We start from the raw sequence: 24,489 nt of genomic DNA, 5'->3' as shown, positions 1-24,489 counted from the left end.
CCGCCTCGAACCCGCCCACGTGCTACCTCGTTCCCGTCTTCTTGGCCAGTCCGGAGGAGACCAGCTGCTTGACGAGCGCGGCGACGGCCGCATCCTTCCGGCGAGGCCAGTAGGTCGTCAGCCAGTAGTCGTGGACCAGGCGGCCCACCTCGACCGGGTGCACCGGCGCAACCTCCGCCAATTTGCCACCGCCGAGGTTCAGTTCGCGGTTGGCCTCCGCGTAGCAGGCGTACATCTCGTGTTCCACGGCCTGGTCGGCGCGGGCCGCCCCCTTCGGGCCGACCTCGTACCCCTCGGCCACCGCGCCGTCGAGCAGTTGGCCTGCGCCGGTGAGCTTGTCCGCGGGCGAGAAGACGTACCGGGTGACGAACGAGGCGCCCTCGCTGCCCTTGCCGGACTCCGTGTCGAACTCGCGGAGGGCGAAGTTCTCCGAGACGTGGCCCGTCGTCGTGTGGCCCCAGACGGAGCCCCCCTTGCCCTCCGCGATGAGCGAGTCGCGGACGACGGCCGCCAGCGAATGCCTTCCGCCCGGCTCCATCGTGCCCTTCACCCAGTCCTCGCTCGCGTCCGGTTCGCGCCCCCCGTTGCAGGAGTACAGGACGACGGTCACGTTCGGTGCCAGCGCGGGGGCGATCTGCTTGATGACCGACGCCGCCGTGGAACTGCTGATCGAGCCGAGGCCGCACCAGTTGCTGGACCCGTGGGCGAACACGGCGAGGGTCCGCACGGTGTTCGGGCCGGTCCCCGGGGGCACCGGTCCCTCGGGGGTCGGCGCCTTGGCCACGGCTGCGGGGAGCAGGGCGCCGAGCGCCCGGACGGTGGCGGTCAGCGGGTGGTCCGCATCCGACATCGCCTCGCCGAACACGACGTTCGAGGCGGTGGCCTTCTTGCCGGTGAGAGCCAGAGCCTTCTCCCGCCTGGCCCACTTCCGGGCGGCGTTCCGCGCCTCCTCACGGTCCTTGGGGGACGGCATCGGGGCGTAGAAGGCGAGTGCCACGCCCGCCGGGAAGTCCTTGGCCAGCCGCTGTCCGAGCACCGCCTCGGGATCGGCGGGCGCAGCGGGCCCGGTCCTGTCCGGGTTGTCCAGGTCGTCGCACTGGACGGCGAGCTCGCCGGCCGCCGCCTGCTGCACCACGTGGCCGAGCTCGTGGGCGAGCAGGCCCTGCCCGGCCTCGCTCTGCGGGGTGTAACGGCCGGCGCCGAAGACGATGTCGTTCCCGACCGTGTAGGCCTTGGCGTGCTGCCCCGCGGCCAGGTCGGCCGCCTGCGCATCGGTGTGCACCCGCACCCCGCTGAAGTCGTGCCCGAAGCGCGCGCTCATCTCCTCCCCGGTCCCGGCGTCGAGCGGCGCTCCGGGGGAACGCGGCACCAGGTGCTGGACGTGCGACGCCTCGCCCGGCTCCACCGGTGCCGGCGTGCTGAGGGCCGCGCCGCCGGCCGTGGCGGACGCTCGACCGGATCCCCTGTCGGCCGCTTCACCGGTCGTCTCCCCCTCTCCCTCTGCGTGCCCCCGGAGCGGGACGTGGCTCAGGTCCGGCTGCCCGGCCGACGGGGTGGCGGGCTGCTGGAGGTCGGCGGTGTCGGGACGGTCGTGGCCGGCCCGGGCACCGCCGGGCACCGGGGGCGAGGGCGTGGGCGCGGGCTTCGAGTGGCTGCGGGACCGGTCGTGCATCCCACTCTCCTTTCCGGTCGGAACGGCGGGCTCCTCGGATCCGGTTTCCGGTTTCCGGTTGGAACGGCGGGCTCCTCGGGTCGCGGCGGCGGACCGGTCGCGGCGGCGGACCGGTCGCGGCGACGGACCAGTCGCGATGACGGGACCGTCCTGCAGGGGCCGCCGACAGCTCACTGCACCCGGACGGGATGGAAGCCGGTACGCAGGTCGGCGGTGACGGCCACGGGCTGGCCGGGGACGAGGGAGAGCAGGGCCAGCGGGGCGTAGAAGTGCTCGACGCCCTGCGGGGGGAGGTCGGCGGGACCGCCGGACGGGTCTGCGGGCCAGGTGATGTCCCCGGTGGCGGTACGGGCGGGGAAGGTCCAGTAGTCGCCGGTGCGGTAGTGGACGTCGGCGGTGTCCGGCGGCTGGAAGCGAATCTGGATGCCGTCTTCCAGGGTGAACCAGCCGGCCGGGTCCTGCGCGGTCAGGAGCAACGCGCCGTCGGCGGCGCGGCGGGGCAGGTCTCCCCCGCCGTCGACGTCGGGGTGGTCCCAGCGGCGGAGCAGGGGGTGGCGGTCGGCCTGGATGGTCCCGGCGTCGGTGTCGAGGACGACGGTGTAGTCGTCGCCCTCGTCGTCGACGTCCTTGACCCGGGCGAGGGTGCCGGGCCGGCCGAGCAGGGTGCTCCGGTCGTCGACCACCTCGACCAGGGTGCCGACGGGCAGCGCGGTGCGCCGGTCCCGGGGCGGGTCGCGCAGGACGGCCGCCGCCCCGTTGAGCCGCAGCAGCGGGTGGACGACCGAACCGTTGTCCCTGGACCAGGTGAAGGTGGGGCCGCCCTCCTCACCGGAACCGCGGTGGATCTGGACGCGGTAGAGCTGGTTCTCGGGGCCGAGGTAGCCGGCCGCCGGATCGGCGACACAGGGCTCCAGCGGACCCTTGCCCCGCCGCGCCCGGGCGGCGAGCAGCCCGCGCCCGGCGGGCTGGAGGAAGGCCTCCCAGGCGTCCCAGTGGGTGCGGATGTCGTCCTTGTCGAACTGGCGGCCGGGTGGGGCGGTGTCCGTCAGCCGGACCTGCCAGACCAGGCGGGTGCGGGTGCAGGTGTCGGGGCCGCCGAGCGCGACCTCGCGGATGGAGTCGTCCTCGGCGGCGGAGAGGTGGCGCTCCCAGACGTCGAGGTAGGCGAGCCAGGTGCCGGTCGCCGGGGTGGCCGGACCGGGGAGGTCGGGCTGAGCGGTGTAGAGCAGGCCGTCGGTGTCGTTCTCGCAGGCCCGGCCGCGCACCCAGTAGCGGCCCTGGCCGATCCTGAAGACCCCTGCCTCCTGCCCGGCCGGGGGCGCCTCGATCCGGAAGCCGGGCCCGATCCCGCCCGGGCGGGGGGACGGCGTGCCGTACGGGCCGATGACGTCCTCGGCGAGGGCCTGGAGGTGGTGCAACAGGATGGCGACCTGCTCGTTGCCGTCGGCCGGCAGGGTCACCCGGCCCTGCTGCTGGATCACCCGCAGGAAGTGCTTGCCCTGATCGAAGCTGAACCGCTCGACGTCGGCGTGCATGCTGGTCCTCACCTGTTCTCGTGCTGGTCGCGGTGGTCGGTCGTCGGGCGGGGTGTCAGTTGACGGGGACGACTCCGGTGTCCATGCCCGCCGGGGTGTACTCGGCCGCCCGGGCGCGCAGGGCGGCCAGCCGCTGGGGCAGGAAGAGGTCGTGGAAGGCGCCGAGTTCGGAGCCGTCGTCCGCTCCCGTGCGGATCTCGTCCGGGCAGTCGGGGGCGAGCTGGGCGTACCCCGCGTCGGGGTGGCGGACGGAGGTGAACCGGGGGCGGAGCCTGCGTTCGACGGCGGCGGCCAGGTCGGGTGACGGCACGTCGCCGAGGGCCGCCAGGGCGGTGTCCGGCTGGCAGTGGAAGCGGCGCGGCGTGCGGGAGCCGGTGGGCACCCAGCAGAACCGCAGACAACCGGTCGAGCGCCGGGCGGCCAGGACCTCACCGAGGAAGACCGTGTTCTCGCCGTGCTCGATCGCGTGCACCTGGAGGCTGCCCAGGACGGTCGTCCGGGCGACCTCCAGGACCGCCGGGGCGACGCCGGGGCCTCCCCCGCCGACGGCTTCGAGATCCGGGTGGGTGGCGTCGACGATGCTGTCGTTCACGGCCAGCCGCAGCGGTACGCCGCCCCGCGCGGCGGCCTCGATCCGGACCGGCCCCACGATCGAGTGGCTGATCTCCACCTCGGCGCCGGGCAGGGCGGCCAGTTCCAGTGAGGGCGGCGCCGGCCGCTCGGGGCCACAGACGTGGTGGGGTCCCCAGCCGGGCACCAGGGTGCAGTGCCGGATGACGACGCGGGCGGGTGGGCGGCAACCGTGGGCGGTGTGGCGGGCGGCCCCGGGGGCCGGGGCGCGGTCGTCCCCGTTTTGGCTCTCGTCGCCGTTCGGGGCCCCGCCCGGCGAGTCGTCTCCGTCGGGGACCCCACCCTGCGGGTCGTCACCGTCGGGGACCCCACCCTGCGGGTCGTCACCGTCGGGGACCCCACCCTGCGGGTCATCGTCGTCGCAGGCCTCATCACCCGGCTCCGGGGCGGCGTCCACGGGTGCGCCGGAGAGGTGAACGCCCCGGCCGCCGATCACCAGGCCGTCCAGGATGAGCCGGCTGCCGCCGGAGAGGGCGACGGCGAACGCGTCGGGGCCGTCCGCCCGGCGGTCGGCGAGCCAGAGCACCGGGCGGGTGCGCTCGGCGGCCCGGACGAGCAGGGTCTGCCAGGGCTCCAGCGTGAGGTCGGCGGTGACGCCGAGCACCTCGCTGCCGGTGATCTCGATGACGGCGTAGCGGGGCCGGTCGTGCTCCCAGGCGTGCAGTGCCTGCCGGAACTCGGCGGCGGAGCGCACCGCCCGGTACCAACGGGCGGGCCTGATCCAGTCCGGCCAGAGCGTCTCCAGGTACTGCCGGTTCGCGACCAGCAGCGGAACCCCCGCCGGGACCGGTCGGCCGGGCCGGGCGAGCGCGTAGAGGTCCTCGTCCGGGAGCGCCCCGTCGAGCGCCTCGACCAGTTCGTCGTCGGTGCCGCCGCCGGGGCCGGGTGCGCCGCCCGGCCAGTGCCGCAGGACCAGCGACGCGGCCGGCCCCTGCCCGGTCAGGACGGCGTGACGCAAGGCGTCGGGGTCGGTCAGGTCCTGCGCCCGGCAGCGGTGGGTGTCGGCCTCCGGCGGCTCGGGCATCGGGCGCCGGTACTCTCCGCCGCCCAGGTCGGCGCCGAAGCCGTAGTGGTAGCTCACCCGGACCCGCTGCGGCGGGTTGCGGCGCGGGAACAGCATCCGGCCGAGCACCGGGTCCACCGCGACGGTGCCGGGCAGCGGACGGTAGGACTCCCAGTCGCTCAGGTCGGCCGGGACCACCCGCTCGGCGGGGACGGGGGTGCCCTGCCCGCGGGCGGGCCAACCGGGCGCGTGGATCACCATCGAGCGCCCCTCCCCGTAGTACAGCGGCGAGGCATGGGACGGCGAGGAGGCGTGGGCCGGCGGGGACGACAGGGGCGCGTGCTGCGGCGGGGATGCGGTCCGGGGCGCGGCGAACGCACGGCGGCCGATCGGCGCGGGCACGTCGGCGGGTCCCTGCGGGTGGAGCCCGCGGTCGCCGTCCGCGCCCCGGCCGAACAGCTGGACGTCGAAGCCCATCGGGTCGAAGGTGAACGCCCACCGCCCGACCCGTTCGACCTGCCCGGCCCGGGTGCCGGTCACCGGGTAGGCGTGCAGCCGCCAGACGAAGAGACCGACGTCCGGGATGTTGTGCCGGCCGCTCGTGCGGTGCGAGCCGGGCCGGCGGACGTCGACGGTGTGCGCCTCCTCGTCGAACGGCCCCCCGAGCCGACCGAGCAGTTCGCCGTCACGCAGGTCGGCGGTGCCGGAGCGGCCCGGACGGAGGTGGTTCAGCTGCTGGTGCCGGGCGAGCAGCCGGAATCCCTCGACGGCGTGCCCGGGGAGTCCGGCGACGTCCCGGGCGAGGTCTTCGAGCAGTGCCCTGGTGCCCTTGCGGCGCCGGTGGCGCAGGGTGTTGGCGACGTCCTGGCGGGGCGCGAGCGCCGAGCGGCGGGCCAGGTCGCGGCCGGCCGTCCCGGCGGCCGTCCAGCCGGCGTCGGGTACGGGCGACCAGCCCACCAGGTCGGCGAGGTAGGGCACCACCCAGTCCTCGGCGGTCTCCACGAACCAGTTGTCGTAGCCGCGCGTGATGTCGTCCTCGACCACCTGGAGCTGCTCGGTGATGACCCGCAGCAGGTCGCGCAGGGGGTTCCCGGCCTCCGCGTCGCGCATCCGGTGGACCAGCGGGAGCAGGTCGAAGAGCCGGTCGGGCTGCGTCATGCGACGCCCTCCCTGAGTTTGATGAGTTCGGGCAACTCGGCCGCTGTGCAGAGGTGTTGGGCCCCGACGATGTCGTTCCCGACACGGCGGGCACCGAGGGCGGGCAGCCACGGGCCCGGGTGCTGCCCCGGCGGTGGCTCCGCTCCCTCCGGTACCGACGTCAGCGCGAGGCCGTGCACCGAGTGCACGCCCGGCACGGACTGCAGGAGCGCCACCACCTCGGAGCCCGGCACGCCCTGGGCCAGGTCGCGGCGGACCGGCCCGAAGGCGTCCAGCAGGGCCGCCCTGAGCACGGGCTCCACCGCCGCCCACTGCCGGTCGGGGAGCAGGCGGACCTCCGCGTCCACGGTGACCACCAGCCGCACGGCCGGCAGCACCCGGATCCGGACGGCCGGGTCGCCGAAGCGGCGCAGCGCGGTGCGCAGGTTCCGGACGACGTCGGACTCGCGGGACAGCAGGGCGCCGTCCGCGCCCGCGACGGTGACCACGACGACGACGCCGCGGCCGTCCGAGAGCCGGTCCGCGGTGGCCTTGCCGACTCCGGCGAAGGCCCGGGCGAAGTCGGCGTAGTCCGGCAGGGAGACCAGTCGGTCCAGGGTCTTCAGCGGCAGCGGCGCGCCGGTCCGGGCCTGGTCGGGGCGTTCGGGGTCGGCGCCGCCGGTGGCGGGCAGCGGGTTGACGACCTCGCGCACGGACAGCGGCTTGGCGGCGAGCAGGGTGATCCGGCCGGCGTCGGTGTTGCCGGCCGTGCCGGTCCCGGTCCGGTAGCGGGCCCTGATGTTCTCGCTGCCGGTGGCCGGCCGGTGCCCCGAGGTGCCGTCGGGGAACGTGACGGAGGTGGTTCCGGTCTCGTCGGTGCTGGTGACGTAGCCGCGGTCGTCCGGTCCGAGGCCGGCGAACCACGGGCGTTCGGGCCAGCGGACGGCGTCGACGGTGACGTCGAGGGTGCTCTCGACGCCGGTGGGGGTGGGCGCGGAGACGTAGGTCAGCGGGGCGCCGCGCAGGGGGAAGGTCTGGTGCGCGGCGGAGGCGTCGCCGCTGCCCAGGACATCGACGCGGGTCTCGCCGTGGGTGGCGTGGACGACGTTGCCGTACACCGTGACGGTGTCGCGCTTGTAGCTGTGCAGCAGCGGGGCTTCGAGGATCAGGAAGCTGTGGTTGTGCTCGCCCGGCACCACGGTGGCGGTGCCGGCGGTGGCGGTGGCGGCAGTGGCGGTGGCGGCAGTGGAGGGGGTGGCGGAGACGGCTGGGGCGGAGACGGCTGGGGCGGCGGGCCCGGCCGTCGCCGGCCTGGCCGTCGCGGGCTTCCGGGCGGGGGCGGGCCGGGTGACCGTGCCCTGGCGGACCTCGGCGACCTTGACGAGTTCGGCGGCGGTGACACCCGCGACGCCGGGGAGGTCGGCGCGCTCCCCGGAGACCACCAGCAGCCGCCCGGACTCCAGCCCGTCGAGTACGCCGTCGAGTTCGAGCACCGCGCCCTGCACCGGATCGGCGATGGGGAGTTCGGCGAGGGGCAGCGGTTCGGGGGCTGCGTGGACGGTGATCCGGCGCAGTTCGTCCATGCTCCCCGGCACCTCCCAGACCGGCTTCCCGCCGAGGTCGATCCTGGTGGTCCGGGTCGAGAGGCCGTACTCCGCCCGGGAGACCGGCGACACGGCGAGGGGGAGCCCGCGGCGGTCCCCGATGATGCGGAAACGCTCGGACGATGCCCGCGCCTGCCCGCGCCCGCCCGTCGGCGCATCGTCGGCGGCGAGGTCGGCCGCCAGGGCGATCACCGCGACGGTGCCGCTGCGGATGGACGGGTACGGGTTGTCGAGGTAGACGGCCGCCTCGTCCTCCGCCACCCTCCAGTCGGACCACTGCTCCATCGGCAGCGGCCTTCCGTCCTCGCCGAACGCGGGCTTGCGGCCGGCGTTGTGGCCGAACAGCGGCGCGGCCACCCGCAGGGCGTAGACCTGCACGGTCGGCCGCCCGCTGACGGTGGCACCCGCCCATGCGCCGTGGAGCAGCCCGGACAGCCCGGGGTGGAGCAGTTCCTCGCGCCTGAGCCGGACGTCGGCCGCCGAGGCGTCGGGGACGGGGACGGGGACGTCGGGCGCCGGCTTCGACGGCGGGGCGGTCAGCAGGTCGATCAACCCGCCCAGGCCGCCGACCTGCTCCCACTCCGGGGGTTTCGTCGGCCGGCCCCCGGCGAGCAGGACCCTGGTCCGCCGGTGTTCGAGGTCCTCCTCGACCCCGTCGACCGACCGCACGAAGTGCTCGACCCGGCCGGGAGGTCCGATCCCGATGAGCAGCAGGTCGTTCGGCCGCAGCCGGGTGGCGGTGCCGGCGAGCCAGAGTTCCGGCAGCCGGTGGACGTCGGCGGCGGTGACCGGCTGCGGCCGGGTCGTCCGGACCGGCAGCCGGTTGGCGTCCGCCAGGGCGGGCAGTGGTGCGCCGGTCTCGTAGGCCTGGGGCAGCTCACCCGGGCCGGGCAGGCTCTGCGCCCTGGTCCCGGCCGGGATCACCTCGCGGTGGCCGGCCTCCAGGGTGAAGGCGAGGTGGGTGCCGGCGGCGACGCCGGGGCGGGCGCAGTAGCCGACGAGTGCGGTCAGCTCGTGCACCGAGCGGGCCTCGGTCGCGGTCCGCAGGTAGCCCTCGTTGCCGATGCGCTCCTGGTAGAAGGTCAGCACGTCGCAGACGGCCGCGCCGGCGTCGCAGAGCGCGATCGCCGGGTCGCCCGGGTCGCGGGTGGTGAGCCCGGCGAGCCCGGGCAGGTCGGCGGCCGAGAGCCGGCCGAGCATGGCGGCCAGGAAGGTGGCGTGGGTGCCCGTGCGCAGCCGCAGCGCGGCCTGCCCGGGCGGGTTGGCCACGGACGGGGGCGCTGCCGCGCCGCCGGTGCAGCAGCCACAGGTACAGGTACTCATGCGCACCCCTCTCCGGGCTCGGCCTCGGCGCACCACGTGGTGGTCCGCCCGTTCACCGGCCGCCTCCCGCGACGACGGTGAACCGGCCGCTGCGCGGCCGGGTGTTGTCCACGACGACGACCTCGTGCGGGCCGACCGCAAGGACGCCCCTGGCGAGGGCGCCCTGGTCCGGCTCGCCCTGCCGGAGCAGCCGGGTGACCTCGGCGGAGGCGACCCCGGGCACCGCCTGGGCGGCGGCGAGGACCCGGCTGACGTGGACGCCGTCGCCGAAGCCCCACCGGTCCGGGTGGAAGAAGGCGGGCCGGCCGTCCGGCAGGACGTCGGCCGAGAACTCCTCACGCAAGGCCTGCGCGACCTGTGCCCGGACGTGGAAGGGCTGGACGCAGACGGTGAGTTCGATCTCGACGGGCACCTCGGTGGCCAAGGCGACCCGCAGCTCGTGGCCGAGCCGGCGGGCCCGTTCCAGGGCCTCGGTGACCTCGTGCACGGTGCAGGCCACGTCGTCGCAGCCCGGCGGCGCTCCGCACCCGCAGTCCGCGGGGCCGCCGACGGCGCGCGGGTCGAGCGCGACGTCGGCCTCGTACCAGCTGCCCGTCCAGACCAGCTCGGCGGCCGCGCCCTGGAGCCGGTCGCCGCCCGCCCGCCGGGCCAGCTCGGCGTAGTCGTCGGCGATGACGGCTCGTTCGCGGATGGCACGGAAGGCGACCGGGATGGCCGCCCGGGCCTCGGCCGGCGTTTCGGGAGCGGCGCCGCCGACCGCGGGCAGCGGGTTCCGCGGCCGGGTGACGATGTCCTGCCCGCCCACGCCGGGGCGCAGCGCCAGGTGCACGATCGTCTCCGCCCCGACGTTGCCCTCCGGCCCGCCGCCCACCCGGTAGCGGGCTGTGAAGGAGCTGCCGGGCCCGGGCCGGCGGCCGGTGCGGTCGTCGCCGAAGCGCAGCCAGGAGACCCGCTCGTCGTCCGTCTCGACGGAGAACACCCGGTCGTCCGGCCCGGCCGCGAGGAGGTCGGGCACCGGCTGCCAGCCGGCCTGCCCGACGGTCTCGGTGAGCGCGACCGCGGGCGCCGCGCGGCGCGGGTCGCGGCGCAGCAGCTCGGCGGCGGGGGCCGGGCAGCCGCAGCCGGACGGGCCGGGCAGCGGTTCGGCGTGGGTGACGCCCGGCCGACCGAGCCGGGGGCGGAAGCGGGCCGGGGCCGGCGGCTCCTCGGCCGGGCGGCACTCCCCCGCGCAGCGCGGGGGTTCGGTCGTGCCCGGCACCGGGCCGAGCGGCTCCTCCGTCCGGGTCCCGTGGTCGACCAGGAGGACGTTGCCGCGGGCGACGCTGACGTCGCCCAGCGGCCGGCAGTCCGGGGCGGGCCCGAGGGCGGAGACGCAGAGCGGGAACGGCAGGGCGTCCGCCGTGGCCCAGCCCGCCTCCAGGAGCGGGGTGTCGAGCACCTCGTCGTGCGCGCGCCGCACCCAGGCGAGCCGGACGACGTGCCGGTGGGCCGGGTCGGCATCACCCGGGCGGCCGGTGCGGGGACCGAGGACCTCCTCCAGCACCAGGAAGTCCCCGGCGGCCAGGCGCAGCGGGCCGACCGGGGTCCGGTCGACCAGGGTCACGGAGGTGGCGCCGGCCGGCAGGCAGCACTGGCCGTCGCCCCAGTCGTGGATGCGGATCCGGCCGTGCCCGGGGAAGAGCCGCAGCGGGGCGGCGGGGTCGGCGGCCAGCGGTTCGAAGACGTGGCCGCCGTCGAGGGCCTGCGGGGGCAGGTCCTCCCAGCGCAGCGGGAGGCCGGTGGGCGGGGCCCCCGGGTAGCCGGTGAGCAGGGCGACCTGGTCGGCACGCCAGGGCGGGGAGGGCTCGCGTCCGACCTCGACGGTGACGAAGGCCCGTGCGTTGCAGCCCTCGTGCAGCCGGTAGTCGACCAGCCGGGCGTGGCGGCGCACCGAGATGCGGCGCCGGGCGGTGCCCAGGTAGGCCTCGGTGGCGACGGCGTCCTGGTAGTAGCTGAGCCGGTCGGCGGCGTAGGCGATCAGCTCGGCCAGGGTGACGCCGAGGTCGGGGACGTGGCGCTCCCGCCAACCCGGGACGAGCAGCCCGAGCCGGTCGAGGACGAGACGGCGGAAGGAGGCGTAGTCCTTGGCGAGGTAGTCGAGCGCGGCAGGGGTCACCGGGACGGGCGGGCAGGCGGGCCCGGTGGGGCAGTCGGCCTCGGCGGCGCGGCCCGCGCAGAAGCCGAACGGCGCGCGGTGGTGGCGGAGGTCGAAGCCGTGCCGGGGCTGCCGGCCGGGGTGGCCGTGCGGCCCCGGTTCGACGACGGCGAGGTGGTAGGTGCTGGTGTCGCCCGGCCGGTCGAGGGCGACCTCCAGGCAGCCGTCCTCGTCCTCCGCGTGCGGTGGCCGGGCGCGGACGCCGAGCACCCGCACCCGGCGGGCGCCCGGCTCGGCGTCGATCCGCAGGTTGGCCACCGTCAGGTCGTCCGGGACCGGGCCGAGCAGACCGACGCAGAGCGCCACCGTGCCGTCGACGGGGTTGGGGTCGGCGACCTCGATCCCGTCGATCCCGTTGAGGCCGTGGGCGATCACCAGCTCGCGGCGGTGGTCGACGGTGCACTCCACGGCGCAGTCCGTCCCGGGCACGGTGGCGGGGCCGTTCGCGGCGGGCGGACCGGTGGTCCCGGCCGGGCGGTTCGTTGCCGTGGCGTTCGTTGCCGTGGCGTTCGTTGCCGGGCGGTTGCTTGCCGTGCGGTTCGACGCCGGGCTGTTCAACGTCGGGTGGTTCGACGCCGGGTGGTTCGCTGCGGGACCGGTCGCTGCCGGACCGGTCGCTTCCGGACCGGTCGCTTCCGGGCGGTTCGTTCCCGGGTGGCCGGTCATCGCGGGACCTCCCGGGCGAAGCGGGCCTCGGCCGCCTGCCGGGTGCGGCGCACCACGTAGCGGACCTCGACGGTGAGCACCGACTCGACGGCGGTGGCGCGCAGTTCGACCAGGTCGAGTACGTCGCCGAGCCAGCGCTGGACCGCCGCCCGGGCGGTGTACTCGACGGTGGCGGCCAGTTCGGGGCTGTTGGGGCCGAAGAGGAGCTGGTTCAGCCCACAGCCGAAGTCCGGCCGGTTGACCCGTTCGCCGGGGGCGGTGAAGAGGAGCTGTTCGAGAAGGTCGCGGACGTGGCGGTCGTAGTCGGCGGGCGCGGCGGTGCGGCCGCGCTCGTCGAAGCGGAACGGGAACGCCACGTCGACCCGGCCGGGCGTGGGAGAGCTCATACGGCGATCACCCGCTGCTGCGCCGAGACCGGGATCAGCGGTGTGCCGCTCGGCACGGTGGTGGCCTGGCTGTCGAGGAGCAGCAGGGGCACCCCGTCGGCCTGGACCCGCAGCGATCCCGTCGCCCAGGGGGCGGTCAGGCAGGGGCCGTTGGCGGCGGGCGGCGGTGGCAGGGTGCAGCCGACGACGAGGGCCGGTACCGGTTGCAGCCAGACCGGCAGGCCGCCGACGCACACCCGCGGGTCGGCGCTCGGCGGGTTCGCGCGTCCGCCGTGCGGGCACTGGACGACCGCGCCCTGGTGCAGGATCGCTCCTGGCATGGGTGTCTCCCCTCCGGACCCGGGTCACTGCACGGTGAGTGCGCCGAGGTTGACGTTGACCTGCGGGCCGGTGAGCACGAGGCTGGCCCCCTGGCCGTTCTGGATGGTGATGCCCTGCTGGTTGACCATGATCGAGGCGAGCCCGGACTTGAGGAGGATCCCGCCGGCCGCGCCGGGCGCGTCGGAGACGGAGATCGTGTTCTGGCCGACGGTCTGCAGGACGATGCTCGGGCTCGCCGGATTGCCGGCCCGGGCGAGCGCGGGCGTCTCGGCGGGGCTGCCCCAGAACCCGCCCGTCCAGACCGGGTAGTCCGGGTCGCCCTGCTCGAACTCCACCCAGACCCCGGCGCCGATCGGCGGCAGCACGAAGACGCCGCTCTGCGGGCCGGCGACGGGGACGCAGGGCATCGCCCAGGAGGACGGGAGGACGGCGGAGACGTCCGGTACCAGGGCCTGGATCCGGCCGATCCCGAGCGGGTCGACGTTGCCGACGACGGTCCCGCGGTACTTGCCGTAGAACCGGGCGCCCCCGCTCCCCCCGGAGTCGTCGGCGCCGCCGGCCGGGACGACGAGGTCGCTGTCGTCGGACATGGTCATACCGGCACCACCGGAAGGGTCGAAACGAGTCCGTTGCGCACGAGGCTGAACTGCTGGGTGAAGGACCCGCGTCGGAGCCGGTGGTCCACCGACTGGACGAAGTAGAGCCCGTCGAACGCCGTCCCGGCACCCCGGACGCCGACCAGCGACCGGGGCTTGAGGACCTGCCCGTACCGCTGGACGTCCAGGCTGCCCTCGGCCTTGACCGCGTCCGCCGAGGTGGCGGCCTTCGCCATGCCGAGCAGCACGGCCTCGGCGACGCCGAGCTTGGCGGTCTCCCGGATGTAGCGGAGCCTGGTGGGCGGGGGCGGAACCAGCCCCAGCGGCGGGTTGAGCGGCGAGACGTCCGGGATCGGGACCGGGACGACCGCCTTGGTCTGCTGGTTCTGGATGAAGATCACCGGAAGCGTGGCACTCTCCGCGTCGTAACTGAAGCTGAGCGACTCGACGTTGGTCTGCACGTCCGAGTCGACGGTGAGCGCGGGCTGCGGCAGGCCGATCTTGGCCTGCGGGCCCCAATAGGCGATGCTGGCGCCCGGGACGGGCCCGGGGATGTGGGTGAAGACGTAGCCGGAGCGGGCGGCCATCCTCCGCAGGTAGGCGAGGTCCGTGCCGTGCTGGACGGGAATCCGCTCCAGCGGGTTGGGCACGTCGGCGACCAGGCTCGGGACGACCGCCGGGACGACGCCGAGCGCGGCGTACTTGGCCAGCACCGTGAGCACCCGGGCGGCCACCGGCAACGCCGGGAAGGGCGTCCCGGTGCCGTCGATCCGTTCCATCAGCGCGGTCAGGTCCATACCGTGGACGGTGAGCACGGACGGGCCGCCGTCCGCTCCCGGTACCAGGCCGGTGGAGGTGACGACCCCGTCGATCAGCACGTCGGGCGCGCCGCCCACGGTCACCGCGACCACGACCCGGAGCACCGGCGGCAGGCTCCCGCCCACCAGCAGGAAGACCGTGGGCACCGGCGAGTTCTTCTCCAGCTCGAAGGTGAGCTCGAAGGCGCTCTGCCGGCCCGGCTCGGCCGTGCTGCGGACCGTCACCCCGGTGAGCGAGTCCAGGACGAAGCGGGGCACCGGCACCGGCACCGCGGGACCGGCCAGCAGGGTGAGGTGGACCGGTCCGCTAAGCATCGGCCACCCCCGGCACGCCCTCGGGCAGCGTGATGCGCAGCCGGCGGCCGACGGCGGCCGTCAGCTCCGCCGGGTCGAGGACCCCGTTGGCGTCGCAGAGCAGCCAGGACCGCTCCGGATCGCCGAGCTCGGCCGCCGCCACGGTGTCGGGGCGCTCCCCCTCGGCGACGGCGTGCTCGCGCAGCAGCGCGAAGCGGTCCGGCTGCGGCACGAACCGGCGGGTGACGTAGCGCACCTGACGCCCGTCCAGCTCGGCGACGGCCAGTGGCAGCCCGGCGTAGCGGCTGCCCGCCGGGAAGGCGGGCGCCTCGGGCGGCTGCGGCGGGCCGGCCGGTGCGCCCGGCGGCGGGAGGCCGGGCACACCGGGCAGTTGGAAGCCGGGGACGCCCGGCGGTTGGAGGCCGGGCCCGCCCGGCGGTTGCAGGCCGGGTGTGCCGGTCAGCGGGAAGGGGGGTGTCGTCATGTCAGCCCTCCGATGCCGAGTGCCGCGAAGCTGCCGCCGCCGGCCCGGGCGGCCAGGGCCTCCAGCCGGCGCTGGTGGGCCAGGTACAGCCCGCCGGCCCGGTGGTCGAAGCCGACGTCGTTCACCGAGAGCACCCGCATGCCCAGCTGCACCTTGGCCCGGAGCGGGTTGAGGGCCGGGTCGAAGGCCTCCTCGGTCACGGACAGCTCGGTGATCCGGACCGGCATGATCCGGCTCGGGCTCCAGACGAAGACGGTCACCGGCGCCTCCATCGGCAGGATCTCCAGCGAGCCGGCCGCGGCCGACTGGTCCGCCGCAACGAGCTGCCCCACCGTCGGGTAGACCAGTAGCTCCAGGGCGGCGAGTTGGGGGTGCACCCCGACCTGACCCGCGTCCGGGAACCGGTCCGGGAACTCCAGCTGGTCGGCCGCGTCCAGCTCCGCCTCCACCTTGACGGTCTCCACGGGCGGGGCCTTGAAGCGGAGCGGCTGGGACCGCTGGTGCTTCTCCTCGCCGGTGTCCTGCACCTGGAAGCTGCGGGTCAGGCTGTCGGGGTTGTACTGCAGCGCGATGATCCGCAGCACCGAGCCGGACCCCGGGTCGAGTTCGACGATGCCACCGCGCATCAGCCGCGGCGAGCGCGGGAATCCGGTCATGGCGCCCCTCCTGTTCCGATGAGCCCGGCCGCCAGCGCGCGGCCGGTGTGCCCGCCCAGGGCGGCGGCCGCCCCGGGGCTCAGCGCCCCGCCCGGCGGCCCCGGCACGGTCACCGTCACCGCCACCGGCCCGGTCGTCAGGGCCGCGTCGACCTCGGGCCGGCCGACGCGCCCGCCCGCCGCCAGCGCCTCGGTGAGCCGCTCGGCCAGTGCCTGCTCCAGGGCGGCCCGCAGCCGGTCGGCCGCTCCCGGCGCCGGCTCCAGGCCCTCCAGAACCAGCCGCTCGATCCGCACGGTCACGTCCACGGTCCGCTCCCCTCGTCCGCCGTCTCCTCCGTCGCCGTCCCCGGGAGCGCCGTCCCCGGGAGCGCCGTCCCCGGTGCCGCCGCCTCCCACGTCGCTGTGCCCCACGTCGCCGCGACCACCGCCGTACCGTCCGGCGACCCGTCCGCTGTGCCGTCCGGCGACCCGCCCATCCCGTTCAGGGACGATGCCGCGGCGACGGGCGCGGGCCCGTCCCACGCGAACTCGCGCTCGTCCACGACGAAGCCGAGCTTCCGGCACTCCATCCGGACCGCGGCCAGCACCAGCGGCATGGTGGCCACCTGTTCGGACGTGGCCGCGGCCGCGAAGGTGGCGTTGAGCGCGATGTTGTGGATGCTGCCGCCGGTCAGCCCGAACCGGGCCAGCCGGGCGTGGTCGAGCTCGCAGCGCACCCCCGGGGCGAAGGCCCGCTGCCAGATCGCCTCGCGCTCCACCGGCCCGGGGAACGGGAAGTCCAGTACGAACCGGAGCCGGCGGCTGAAGGCATGGTCCAGTGCGCCCTTCATGTTGGTCGCCAGAACCGCCAGGCCCCGGTACGACTCCATGCGCTGGAGCAGGTAGTTGACCTCGATGTTGGCGTACCGGTCATGGCTGTCCCGCACCTCGCTGCGGCGGCCGAACAGCGCATCGGCCTCGTCGAACAGGAGGATCGCGCCACCGTGCTCGGCCGCGTCGAAGAGCCGGCGCAGGTTCTTCTCGGTCTCGCCGATGTACTTGCTCACCACCGCGGAGAGATCGATCCGGTAGAGGTCGAGGGCGAGCTCGCGGGCCAGCACCTCGGCGGTCATGGTCTTGCCGGTGCCGCTCTCGCCCGCGAACAGCGCGGTGATTCCGAGGCCGCGGCTGGTCCGGCCCGCCACCCCCCAGTCCTCGTGGACCAGCGTGCGCCGGCGGACCTGGTCGCGGATCCGGTCCAGCTGCTCCGTCACGTCCTCGGGGAGGACCAGGTCCTCGCGCCGCGCCCGCAGCTCCAGCCGCTGCGCCAGCAGGTCCAGGCGCGGCCGGGACACCGCGAGGCAGGCGCCCCACACCCGGTGCCCGCGCTGCTGCACGGACTCGCCCGGCGGTCCGCCCGCGACGGACCCCGCAACCCGGGCCAGGGCGACCGGGTCGAGGTCGAACTGGGCGGCGAGCTCGCCCGCGAGCTGCGCCCCGCCCGGCCCGAGGGCCTCCGTCCAGACCGCGCGCTGCTCGGCCGTGGTGGGCCCGGCGACGTCCACCGCCAGGGCACCGGGGCCCAGGTGCGGCCAGACCTCGCGGCTGTCCAGGAACACCGGCCCCGGCAGTCGCGCCATCAGCCGGCCCGCCTCCGCGACGGCCTCGGGACCGTGGTCGCCGGCCTCGTCCCCCGCGTCCAGGTAGAGGGCCACCGGGGAGAGCAGGACCTCCCGCTCCCAGAGCCTCGCGGTCGTGCCGGCCGCCCCGGCTGCCGTGGCCGCCGAAGCCGCGAGGGCCGGCAGCGGCACCCTGAGCAGCCTCCGGCCGAGCGCCGCCGCGACCTCGCGCGCCACCAGCTGCTTGCTCGGCCCGTCGGGGCCCACCAGGTTCACCACCGGCGGGCGGCCGTCAGCGGCCATCGCACGCATTCCGGCGCGCAGCGCCCGCGCCGTCTCCCGCTGGGACGGCGACGGCTCGACGGACCCGCCGCCGTCCTCCAGCGGGACGACCGTGTCCGCGAGCCGCTCGTCGAGGTGGTCCAGCCCCTTCAGGTAGTTGACCACGCGTTCGTCCGCCCGGAGCGAGCAGGCGGTCAGCCCTCCGGAGCCCTCCAGCCGGACGAGCCGCAGGCGGCGCAGCGGCCGCTCGGGCGAGAGCGCGTCCCAGGCCGGGTGGTCGAACAGACGCAGGGCCAGGCCGAAGGTCGGGCCGGGCAGTTGGCCACCGGCTCCGGCCACGGCGCTCAACCAGTCCACCGCCGGGTCGAGTTCACGGGCGGCCGCGAGCAGGACGACATCCCGCTCGAACGGCGTCAGGCCGAGCAGTTCGGCGAGCTGGTCGTGGGCCGAGACCACGGCGGCGGCCGCCTCGTCACGGGCCAGCGCCGCCCGCGCGAGCGCGCTCGCCAGGTCATCCCGGCCGGGCGAGCCGGACGGGTCGGACGGGTCGGATGGATCGGGCGAACCGGGTGAGCCGGGTGAACCGTCGCCGACTGCGGCCGGTGGGCCAGGAACGGCCGGGGCCTGAGGGGTGTCGGCCGCCGGGTGGGCGGTCCCGGAGCGGGCTGCCGTCCGACGGGTGGCCTTCGGGTGGGGTGCCGCCGGGCGGGCTCTCTTCGAGCGGCGGTGGAACAGCCCCCGGATGCGGCCTTCCGAGCCCCCCGCAGGTGCGGCAGCACCCCCGGCGGCGATTCCCGCCGCTGCCGTTTCCTCGGCCACCCCTGCCTCGGCCCTACTTACCTCGGTCGCTCGAATCTCGGCCCTACCTGCCTCGACCGCCCCTGCCTCGGCCGCCGTTCCCACGCCGGTCGGGGCCGGGGCCGCCTCCGGAATCCCGCCCGGGCCGTGCACCTCCTCGGCCAGAGCCCGGAGGCGCTCGCGAAGCCAGTGCAGGGCCGCACCGAGGTACGCGTTGTTCCGCTCCTCCCAGGTCGCCGTGGTGGCACCGACCGCCACGGCGGCACCGGGCTGTGTCGTGGCACCGGTCGGTGCCGTCGAGCCCGACGGCGTGGTGGGGCCCGTCGGCATGGTGGAACCCCACGGCGTGGTGGAACCGCTCGTTTCGGTGGTACCGGTCACGGCAGCACCACCTGTTGGACGGGGTCGAACCGGGTCGGCAGAGGCTTCGCCGGGTCCGGCTCGGGCAGCGGCACGGAGTCGACCCCGTCGACCCTGAGCCGCAGCGTGACGACCGCTCCGGCCGCCCCTGGGTGCGGGAGGTCGAACGAGAGGACGGCGCCCGCCCGGACCCGCGTGTTCGGTGCGGTCTGCCCGCCACCGGCCAACAGCAGCACCGCCTGGTCGTCGACGAGCAGACGGTCGGACGGCACGGTGACCCGGACCGTCCCCGGCCGACCGGGGACCGGCAGCACGGACGGACGGCCGAGCCGGACCGCGACCGGCAACGGCAGGGCGTTGCTGGTGATCCGCGGCCCCTCCGGCGGGCCGACCGCCAGCACGAGGGTGGCGAAGCCGGCCGGGAGCGCGGCCGGGACCGACAGCAGTACGCGCGCGGCGGTGGAGCCGGGTGCCGCGTCCGCCCAGATCGGCTGCGCCAGCCGGGGGTGGTCGAACCGCGCGCGCACCGGACCGCCCGTCAGCCCCGCGCCCTCGACCACGAGCCGGTCGCCGGTCCGGGCCGGGACGGAGTCGTTCCCGCGCCAGGCCTCCACCGTGACCCGGTCCAGCCGGGGGCCCGCCGACGCGCCGGCCGGCACGCCCTCGTCCCGCCCCTGCTCGTCGACCGGCGCGCGCCCGCGCTTGAGGACCGGCAGCGGGGCGGCCGGCGGGTCGAGGGTGTCGATCAGGACCACGGACACCTGATAGGCCACCGAGATCCGGTAGTTGGTCTGGAAGGCCGTCCAGAGCCGGGACTGCTCGTCGGTGCCCAGGTGGACGGGCGTCAGCCGGACCCGGTCCGGCTGGAGGTGGACCCCCGCCTCGGCCAGCACGCCCTTGAGGCCGGCCCGCGCGAGGACGGCCCCGTCGTGCAGCACCTGCATGGCCTCGCCGAGCAGCCTGTGGGCGGCGATCTCGTCGTCGCCGTCGCCGTAGGCCGTCAGCAGGTACCGCAGGTCGAGGGCGAGCGGCGGGTGCAGGCCGGCGCCACCGCCGGCCTGGGTCGGGGGTTCGAGGTTGCGCCAGGCGGCGTTCGGCGCGACGTCGTAGAGGTAGAGGTTGAGCTGAGGGCCGTTGGCGGCGCCGGTCCTGGCCCGGTCGAGCGGGCGCGCCGTGACCGGCGCGAGCGACGCGAGCCCGGCGCGCAGCGCCTGGGTGACGGCTTCGATCGCGCGTCCTGTGCTCACCGGCCCCACCTCCTCCCCGAACAGGAGCCGCGCCGACGCGCCCCACACCGGAGCGGCACGGACCAGGGCAGCGTGGGCCAGGGCAGCGCGGGCCGGGGCAGCGCGGGCCTCGCCGCCGCGGGCCGCAGCGACGCGGACCAGAGCAGCGGGCACTGGATCGCCCCGTGCCCGGTGTGGCCTCGCCGGGCCGGCCCGCGGACGGCCTTCCCGCCCCGGACGGGTTCGCGTGCGGCCTGCCGGCGGCAGGCGGGCCCGTTCATGTCCGGCCCCCGGAGCGGCGGCGCAGGTACTGGTCCAGCGTGGTGACGGCGGGCTCCTCGGAGCGGTCCCGCCGGTCGGCCGCGGACGTGCTCGGAACGGCACGCACCTCGATCCGGCCGATGGAGACGTTGACCACCGGGGTCGGCGCGGGCGCGGGTGCGGGGTGGCGGCCCGCCGCCGCCCGCGCCCGGTCGGCCCAGGCACGGTCCGGTGCCCGGCTATCGACCTCGGCCCGGGAGCAGTCATCGGCCGGCAGGCCCCCGCCGGCCTCCGGCAGCCTCACCGGCTCCGCAGGCCCGGCCTCGCCCTCGCCCGGGCGGGTGGCTCCAGGCCCGGGCCGCCGGGCGGAAGGGCTGTGGTCCGCGGGCAGACGGGGCTCACCGTGCGACCGGTGCGTTCCGCTTGCCACGCCGACCGCCTCGCCCGCCACAGACGCCACCGGAGCTGCTGCCACCAGAGCTGCAGACACCTGAGCTGCTGACCCCGGACCGGCTTCGGGTCCGTCAGCCGGTGCCCACTCACCGGCCCAACTCCCGTCCGCCGTCTCGGCGGCCTGTCCCGGCGGGGAACCGGCCGATCCCTCCCCCGGCCCCGGACCCGCACCGGCTGCCAGGACCCGCGCGGACGACGCACCGCGTACCCCGCCCGGAACGGCCCCTGGGCGGACGGACCGCGCCCACTCCGCCGCGGGCCACCCACGGCCGACACCGGACGCCTCGACCACCGCTGTCGGCGCCGACGCCGGACCTGTCCTCGGGCTGCCCCCACTTCCGCCCACCGACCCGGTCCGGGACGGGGAATCCCCGTCCTCGCCGGGCGTGCGGTCGTTCCGCACCGGCTCGAACCGCGAGAGCGGCCTCGGCCGTAGCCGGCCCGGCTCGCCACCACCGCCGGCCCGCACGGCGAGCCGGCCCAGGAAACCGCCGGCGGCGGGCGGAGACGGCTGGAGGGGCCCGGCCGGACCGCCCGTCGGCGCGTTCACGACGTCACCAGGTCCAGGTAGCGGCGGCGCCGGAGCGCCCCGAGGGCCAGGATGTCCGACTCCCGCCAGCCGTACGCCCGTGCCAGTGTGTCCACCTCGACGAGCAGGCACTGGGCCAGCCGCTCGACCTCCGTCCAGAGGAACGCCGCGAGGTCGAAAGCGGCCCACCACTGCGTGTCGCAGGCCGGGCAGCTCAGGCCGAGCAGGGTCTCGGCGCGCGGGTCGACCGCCGCCATGGCCTCCTCCGCCGCCGCCCGGACCTCCTGCGGAAGGTGCTCCGGTGGTACCGCCGCCCCGGCCCGGCGGATCTCGGCGCAACGGGCGATCAGGGCCGACTCGGCATCGGCCAGCCCGCACACCGCGATCAGGTCGCCCAGCGTCACCGGCCGGCAGCGCACTTCATGCCCCGCCACGGTCGTGGTCAGCACCGCCTCGGTGTCCGGCCCGCCCTCGCCGCCCAGGGCGTCCAGCGAGAAGGCGGTTTCCACCAGGCCGCCGCAGGACGGGCAGCCCGCGACCGCCTCGACACCGTCCCCGACCAGCGAGGCGCGCAGCTCGGCGAGCAGCGCGTCGCAGCGCCCGAGCGGCTCGGCGGCCAGGTCCTCGATCCGGCAGTGCGGGAAGGCCGCGGTGAGGAGCGCGAGCGGGCGGCCGACCGGGGCCACCTCACTCGCCGACTCCCAGAGGTCGAGCAGTGCTCCGTCCGTCATGGGGCGCAGTTCGGGAACCTCCCCCCGTCGTGCGGGAACGGCCCGACGCGCGGTACCCGGCGTGATCACGGCATCACCCCAGCTCGGTGGGTTCGGTGACCTCGGCGTCACGTTCCCAGCCCTCGTTCTCCAGCTTGAGGTGCTGGATGGCGACGGCGTTGGCGTTGGCGTCGAGGTCCGGGAGCGCCTGGTACTCGGAGACCCAGCAGCGGTAGACCTTGTAGGCGATGACGAGCTGCCCGGACTCGTTGTAGAGCTCGATGATGATGTCCTTGCGGAAGCTCTTCAGCGCGGACTCGGCTCCCACCGTTCCGTAGTTCCAGACCTTGTTGGCCCACTGCTCGAACTCCGGGTCGTGGGTGACGCCGCGTTCGAGCGTGATCGCCTCGAACTCCGTCCGGCCGGGCGACTTGCGGCTGCTGGACGGGTCACCTCCCTCCCGGTGCCTGACCACCTCGGTGGTGCGCTTCAGGGAGCTCACCTTGCTGACCCCGAGGACGTACCGGCCGTCCCAGCGCACACGGAACTTGAAGTTCTTGTAGGGGTCGAACCGCTGGGTGTTGACAGTGAACTGGGCCATGTGTCCTGCGCCTCCTGATCGTCCCCGGCCCGGTCAGGACGGGAGTTGCTCCGACAACTGCTGCACCTGCACCACCACGAACTCCGCCGGCTTCAACGGCGCGAAACCCACCCGAATGTTCACCACCCCCAGATCCCGGTCCGCCTGCGTCGTCGTCTCCGCATCACACTTCACGAAATACGCCTCCCGCGGCGAACTCCCCTGCAACGCCCCCTGCCGGAACAACTCCTGCATGAACGACCCCACGTTCAACCGAACCTGCGCCCACAACGCCTCACCATTCGGCTCGAACACCACCCACTGAGTCCCCCGGAACAAACTCTCCTCAATGAACAACGCCAACCGCCGAACCGGCAGATACTTCCACTCCGACGCCAACACATCCGCCCCCGTCAACGTCCGCGCCCCCCACACCACCCGACCCACCACCGGAAACGACCGCAGACAATTCACCCCCAACGGATTCAGCAACCCGTTCTCCCCGTCCGACAACCGCACCGCCAAATCCGGCACCCCCACCAAACCCGCCTCCAGCCCCGCCCCCGCCTTCCACACCCCACGCACCGCATCCGTCCGCGCCAACACCCCCGCCACCGCACCACACGGGACGAACGGCTCGGTCGCGCCGCCGCGGAACGGGTTCGGCCGGCTGAGTCTCGGGAAGTAGACGGCGGCGTTCGGCCCCCGGCCGCCGAGTTGGTCGGCGGGCGCGCGGAAGCCGGCCACGGCGGCGTCGGCCGTCGTCCAGGCGGACGGCGGGTCGACCAGCAGGACCGCCCGGCGCTTGCGGCAGTAGGCGGCGGCGAGGTCGAACAGGACCGGCTCGACGTCGGAGCCGTCGGGGCGGTAGGGCGGAATGCAGAGCAGGTTGAAGAGGTCCGCCTGGTCGAGGAGGCGCTCGTACTGTCCGCGCACCGCGTCGGTGCCGGGCACGACGCCGTCGTCCCCGCCCAGCTGGCCGGCGGCCGCGGTGGCCTGGTCCCGTGCGGTCCGGAGGTCGGTCTGCCTGTCCTCGGCCGTCTTCTCCGCCTCGGCCGCCCTGCCGTCCGCCGTGGTCGCTGCGGCCGTGGCCTCCGTCACCCGGGCCGCCGCGTCGCCGACCCGGGTGACGGCCCTGGCCTGGTCGTCCGTCGCCCCGGTCACGGCGGCCGCCGCCGCGTCATCGGCGGCCTTGGCCTCGGCCCGGGCCTTCTCGGCCTCCTTGACCTTCTGCACGTCGACGGGGCTGGCCTGCTGCGCGGCGGTCAGGGCGTCGGCGGCCGCGCTGAGCCCGGCCTCGGTGCGCTGCTTCTCCTGCTTGGCGGCGGCCAGGGCGGTGTCCGCGTCCTGCCTGGCCCGGTCGGCCTCCTCCTTGGCCTGCCCGGCGGCGGCGACGGCCGAGCGCGCCGTCTGCGCCGCGGTGGCGTCCACGGCGCTGCCGTTGACGGCCTCCTTCAGCGCGCCGGCGGCTGCCGTGGCCGCGGCGTCGGCCACGCCCGCGGGGTCCTGCCAGTCGGGCGTGGCGCCGGCCTCGGCCGGGGCGGCCGCCGGGACCGGGCGGACCCGGGGTGTGCCCGGTACCGCGGTGAGGGGCTCGGCACCCCAGCGCACCAGCGCGGAGTCGCGTTCGAGGACGTTCCGCACGCACCGGGGGTGGTCGGCGTAGAGCGAGACGCCGGCGTGGCGCTCGGTGGCGCCCGTGCCCGTGTCCGCGACCACCAGGTTGAAGAGCTCGCCGGCCGGGGCGCCGGTCAGGTCCACCCTGGCACGCAGGGCGTTGCCCCAGGCCCCGGGCGAGACCGCGACCAGTTTCACGGCCCGGTCGCCCTGACCGAAGGCCAGCCCGGCCGTTCCGGTCCCGCCCGCCGGAGGCTGGTAGATCCGGCAGATCACGGCCTGGCCGCCGCCGTTGAGGAAGAAGTCGCGCACCGCGAAGCCCAGCCGGCTGCCCTCCCACAGCCCGCCGAACTCCCTCTCGAACCCGTCGAAACCGAGGACGGTCACCGGCGCGTCGGTGCGGCCGCGGGCGGCGCGGCCGACGAAGGCGGTGACGGACGTCGCGACCCCGGTGATGGTGTGGACGCCGCTCGGGATCTCCTCGACGTAGACGCCCGGCTGGGCGAGCTTCTCAGGCACGGCCCCTCCTGTTCCTCTGGTCGCCCGGCCCGGTCAGGACGGGAGTTGCTCCGACAACTGCTGCACCTGCACCACCACGAACTCCGCCGGCTTCAACGGCGCGAAACCCACCCGGATGTTCACCACCCCCAGATCCCGGTCCGCCTGCGTCGTCGTCTCCGCATCACACTTCACGAAATACGCCTCCCGCGGCGAACTCCCCTGCAACGCCCCCTGCCGGAACAACTCCTGCATGAAC

The 24,489-nt window shown here is 75.6% G+C and carries 18 protein-coding genes and 1 pseudogene; all 19 read right to left on the bottom strand.

The genetic code is table 11. The features are described from left to right. Window positions 1-22 precede the first annotated feature (22 nt). Complete coding sequence (locus J5Y04_RS23915) at window positions 23-1,672, bottom strand: DUF4157 domain-containing protein (RefSeq protein ID WP_209414150.1); 1,650 nt, start codon at window positions 1,670-1,672, stop codon at window positions 23-25. A 170-nt stretch (window positions 1,673-1,842) separates the two neighbouring features. Further along, a complete protein-coding gene (locus tag J5Y04_RS23910) occupies window positions 1,843-3,207 on the bottom strand; it encodes a DUF6519 domain-containing protein (RefSeq protein ID WP_209414149.1) in 1,365 nt (454 codons plus the stop codon). Window positions 3,208-3,262: 55 nt separating this feature from the next. Next, window positions 3,263-5,998 (bottom strand): hypothetical protein, encoded by a 2,736-nt coding sequence (locus J5Y04_RS23905; protein WP_209414148.1) that lies wholly within the window; start codon window positions 5,996-5,998, stop codon window positions 3,263-3,265. Further along, on the bottom strand, window positions 5,995-8,904 hold the full coding sequence (locus J5Y04_RS23900; RefSeq protein ID WP_209414147.1) for a putative baseplate assembly protein: 2,910 nt from the start codon (window positions 8,902-8,904) through the stop codon (window positions 5,995-5,997). The genes J5Y04_RS23905 and J5Y04_RS23900 overlap by 4 nt, the downstream gene beginning before the upstream one ends. A 52-nt stretch (window positions 8,905-8,956) precedes the next feature. Continuing rightward, window positions 8,957-11,506: a putative baseplate assembly protein gene (locus J5Y04_RS23895; RefSeq protein ID WP_209414146.1), complete on the bottom strand. Its 2,550-nt coding sequence runs from the start codon at window positions 11,504-11,506 to the stop codon at window positions 8,957-8,959. A gap of 254 nt (window positions 11,507-11,760) precedes the next feature. Continuing rightward, entirely contained in the window at window positions 11,761-12,150 is a 390-nt protein-coding gene (locus J5Y04_RS23890; RefSeq protein WP_209414145.1) for a GPW/gp25 family protein, read from the bottom strand. Next, entirely contained in the window at window positions 12,147-12,470 is a 324-nt protein-coding gene (locus J5Y04_RS23885) for a hypothetical protein (RefSeq protein WP_209414144.1), read from the bottom strand. The genes J5Y04_RS23890 and J5Y04_RS23885 overlap by 4 nt, the downstream gene beginning before the upstream one ends. 24 nt (window positions 12,471-12,494) lie before the next feature. Then, the gene (locus J5Y04_RS23880; protein WP_245205297.1) at window positions 12,495-13,067 is read right to left on the bottom strand and encodes a phage baseplate assembly protein V; all 573 of its coding nucleotides are present in this window, start codon (window positions 13,065-13,067) and stop codon (window positions 12,495-12,497) included. After that, window positions 13,064-14,200, bottom strand: coding sequence for a hypothetical protein (locus J5Y04_RS23875; protein WP_209414143.1), 1,137 nt, complete (start codon window positions 14,198-14,200; stop codon window positions 13,064-13,066). The genes J5Y04_RS23880 and J5Y04_RS23875 overlap by 4 nt, the downstream gene beginning before the upstream one ends. Continuing rightward, window positions 14,193-14,663: a hypothetical protein gene (locus J5Y04_RS42075; RefSeq protein WP_245205295.1), complete on the bottom strand. Its 471-nt coding sequence runs from the start codon at window positions 14,661-14,663 to the stop codon at window positions 14,193-14,195. Before J5Y04_RS42075 ends, J5Y04_RS23875 begins: the two co-directional genes overlap by 8 nt. Further along, complete coding sequence (locus tag J5Y04_RS23865; RefSeq protein ID WP_148646758.1) at window positions 14,660-15,319, bottom strand: hypothetical protein; 660 nt, start codon at window positions 15,317-15,319, stop codon at window positions 14,660-14,662. The genes J5Y04_RS42075 and J5Y04_RS23865 overlap by 4 nt, the downstream gene beginning before the upstream one ends. After that, window positions 15,316-15,624, bottom strand: a complete 309-nt coding sequence (locus J5Y04_RS23860) for a hypothetical protein (RefSeq protein ID WP_209414142.1) — start codon at window positions 15,622-15,624, stop codon at window positions 15,316-15,318. Before J5Y04_RS23860 ends, J5Y04_RS23865 begins: the two co-directional genes overlap by 4 nt. Beyond that, window positions 15,615-18,377, bottom strand: a complete 2,763-nt coding sequence (locus J5Y04_RS43600; RefSeq protein ID WP_307853264.1) for an ATP-binding protein — start codon at window positions 18,375-18,377, stop codon at window positions 15,615-15,617. Before J5Y04_RS43600 ends, J5Y04_RS23860 begins: the two co-directional genes overlap by 10 nt. Further along, window positions 18,374-19,603, bottom strand: coding sequence for a DUF4255 domain-containing protein (locus J5Y04_RS23850; RefSeq protein WP_209414141.1), 1,230 nt, complete (start codon window positions 19,601-19,603; stop codon window positions 18,374-18,376). Before J5Y04_RS23850 ends, J5Y04_RS43600 begins: the two co-directional genes overlap by 4 nt. A 256-nt stretch (window positions 19,604-19,859) precedes the next feature. Next, window positions 19,860-20,147: a hypothetical protein gene (locus J5Y04_RS23845; RefSeq protein ID WP_209414140.1), complete on the bottom strand. Its 288-nt coding sequence runs from the start codon at window positions 20,145-20,147 to the stop codon at window positions 19,860-19,862. A gap of 695 nt (window positions 20,148-20,842) precedes the next feature. Continuing rightward, the gene (locus J5Y04_RS23840) at window positions 20,843-21,556 is read right to left on the bottom strand and encodes a hypothetical protein (protein ID WP_209414139.1); all 714 of its coding nucleotides are present in this window, start codon (window positions 21,554-21,556) and stop codon (window positions 20,843-20,845) included. A gap of 73 nt (window positions 21,557-21,629) precedes the next feature. Continuing rightward, window positions 21,630-22,136, bottom strand: coding sequence for a phage tail protein (locus J5Y04_RS23835; protein WP_148646752.1), 507 nt, complete (start codon window positions 22,134-22,136; stop codon window positions 21,630-21,632). 33 nt (window positions 22,137-22,169) lie between these two features. Then, window positions 22,170-24,251 (bottom strand): phage tail sheath C-terminal domain-containing protein, encoded by a 2,082-nt coding sequence (locus J5Y04_RS42065; RefSeq protein WP_307853263.1) that lies wholly within the window; start codon window positions 24,249-24,251, stop codon window positions 22,170-22,172. Between the two features lie 33 nt (window positions 24,252-24,284). After that, window positions 24,285-24,489: pseudogene (locus J5Y04_RS23825) on the bottom strand (phage tail protein); the annotation flags it as partial.

Origin of the sequence: Kitasatospora sp. RG8, from assembly GCF_017813315.1 — a bacterium.
Taxonomy (GTDB): domain Bacteria; phylum Actinomycetota; class Actinomycetes; order Streptomycetales; family Streptomycetaceae; genus Kitasatospora.
Note: the sequence above shows the minus strand (reverse complement) of the source record. Positions and strands in the feature narration are given on the sequence as shown.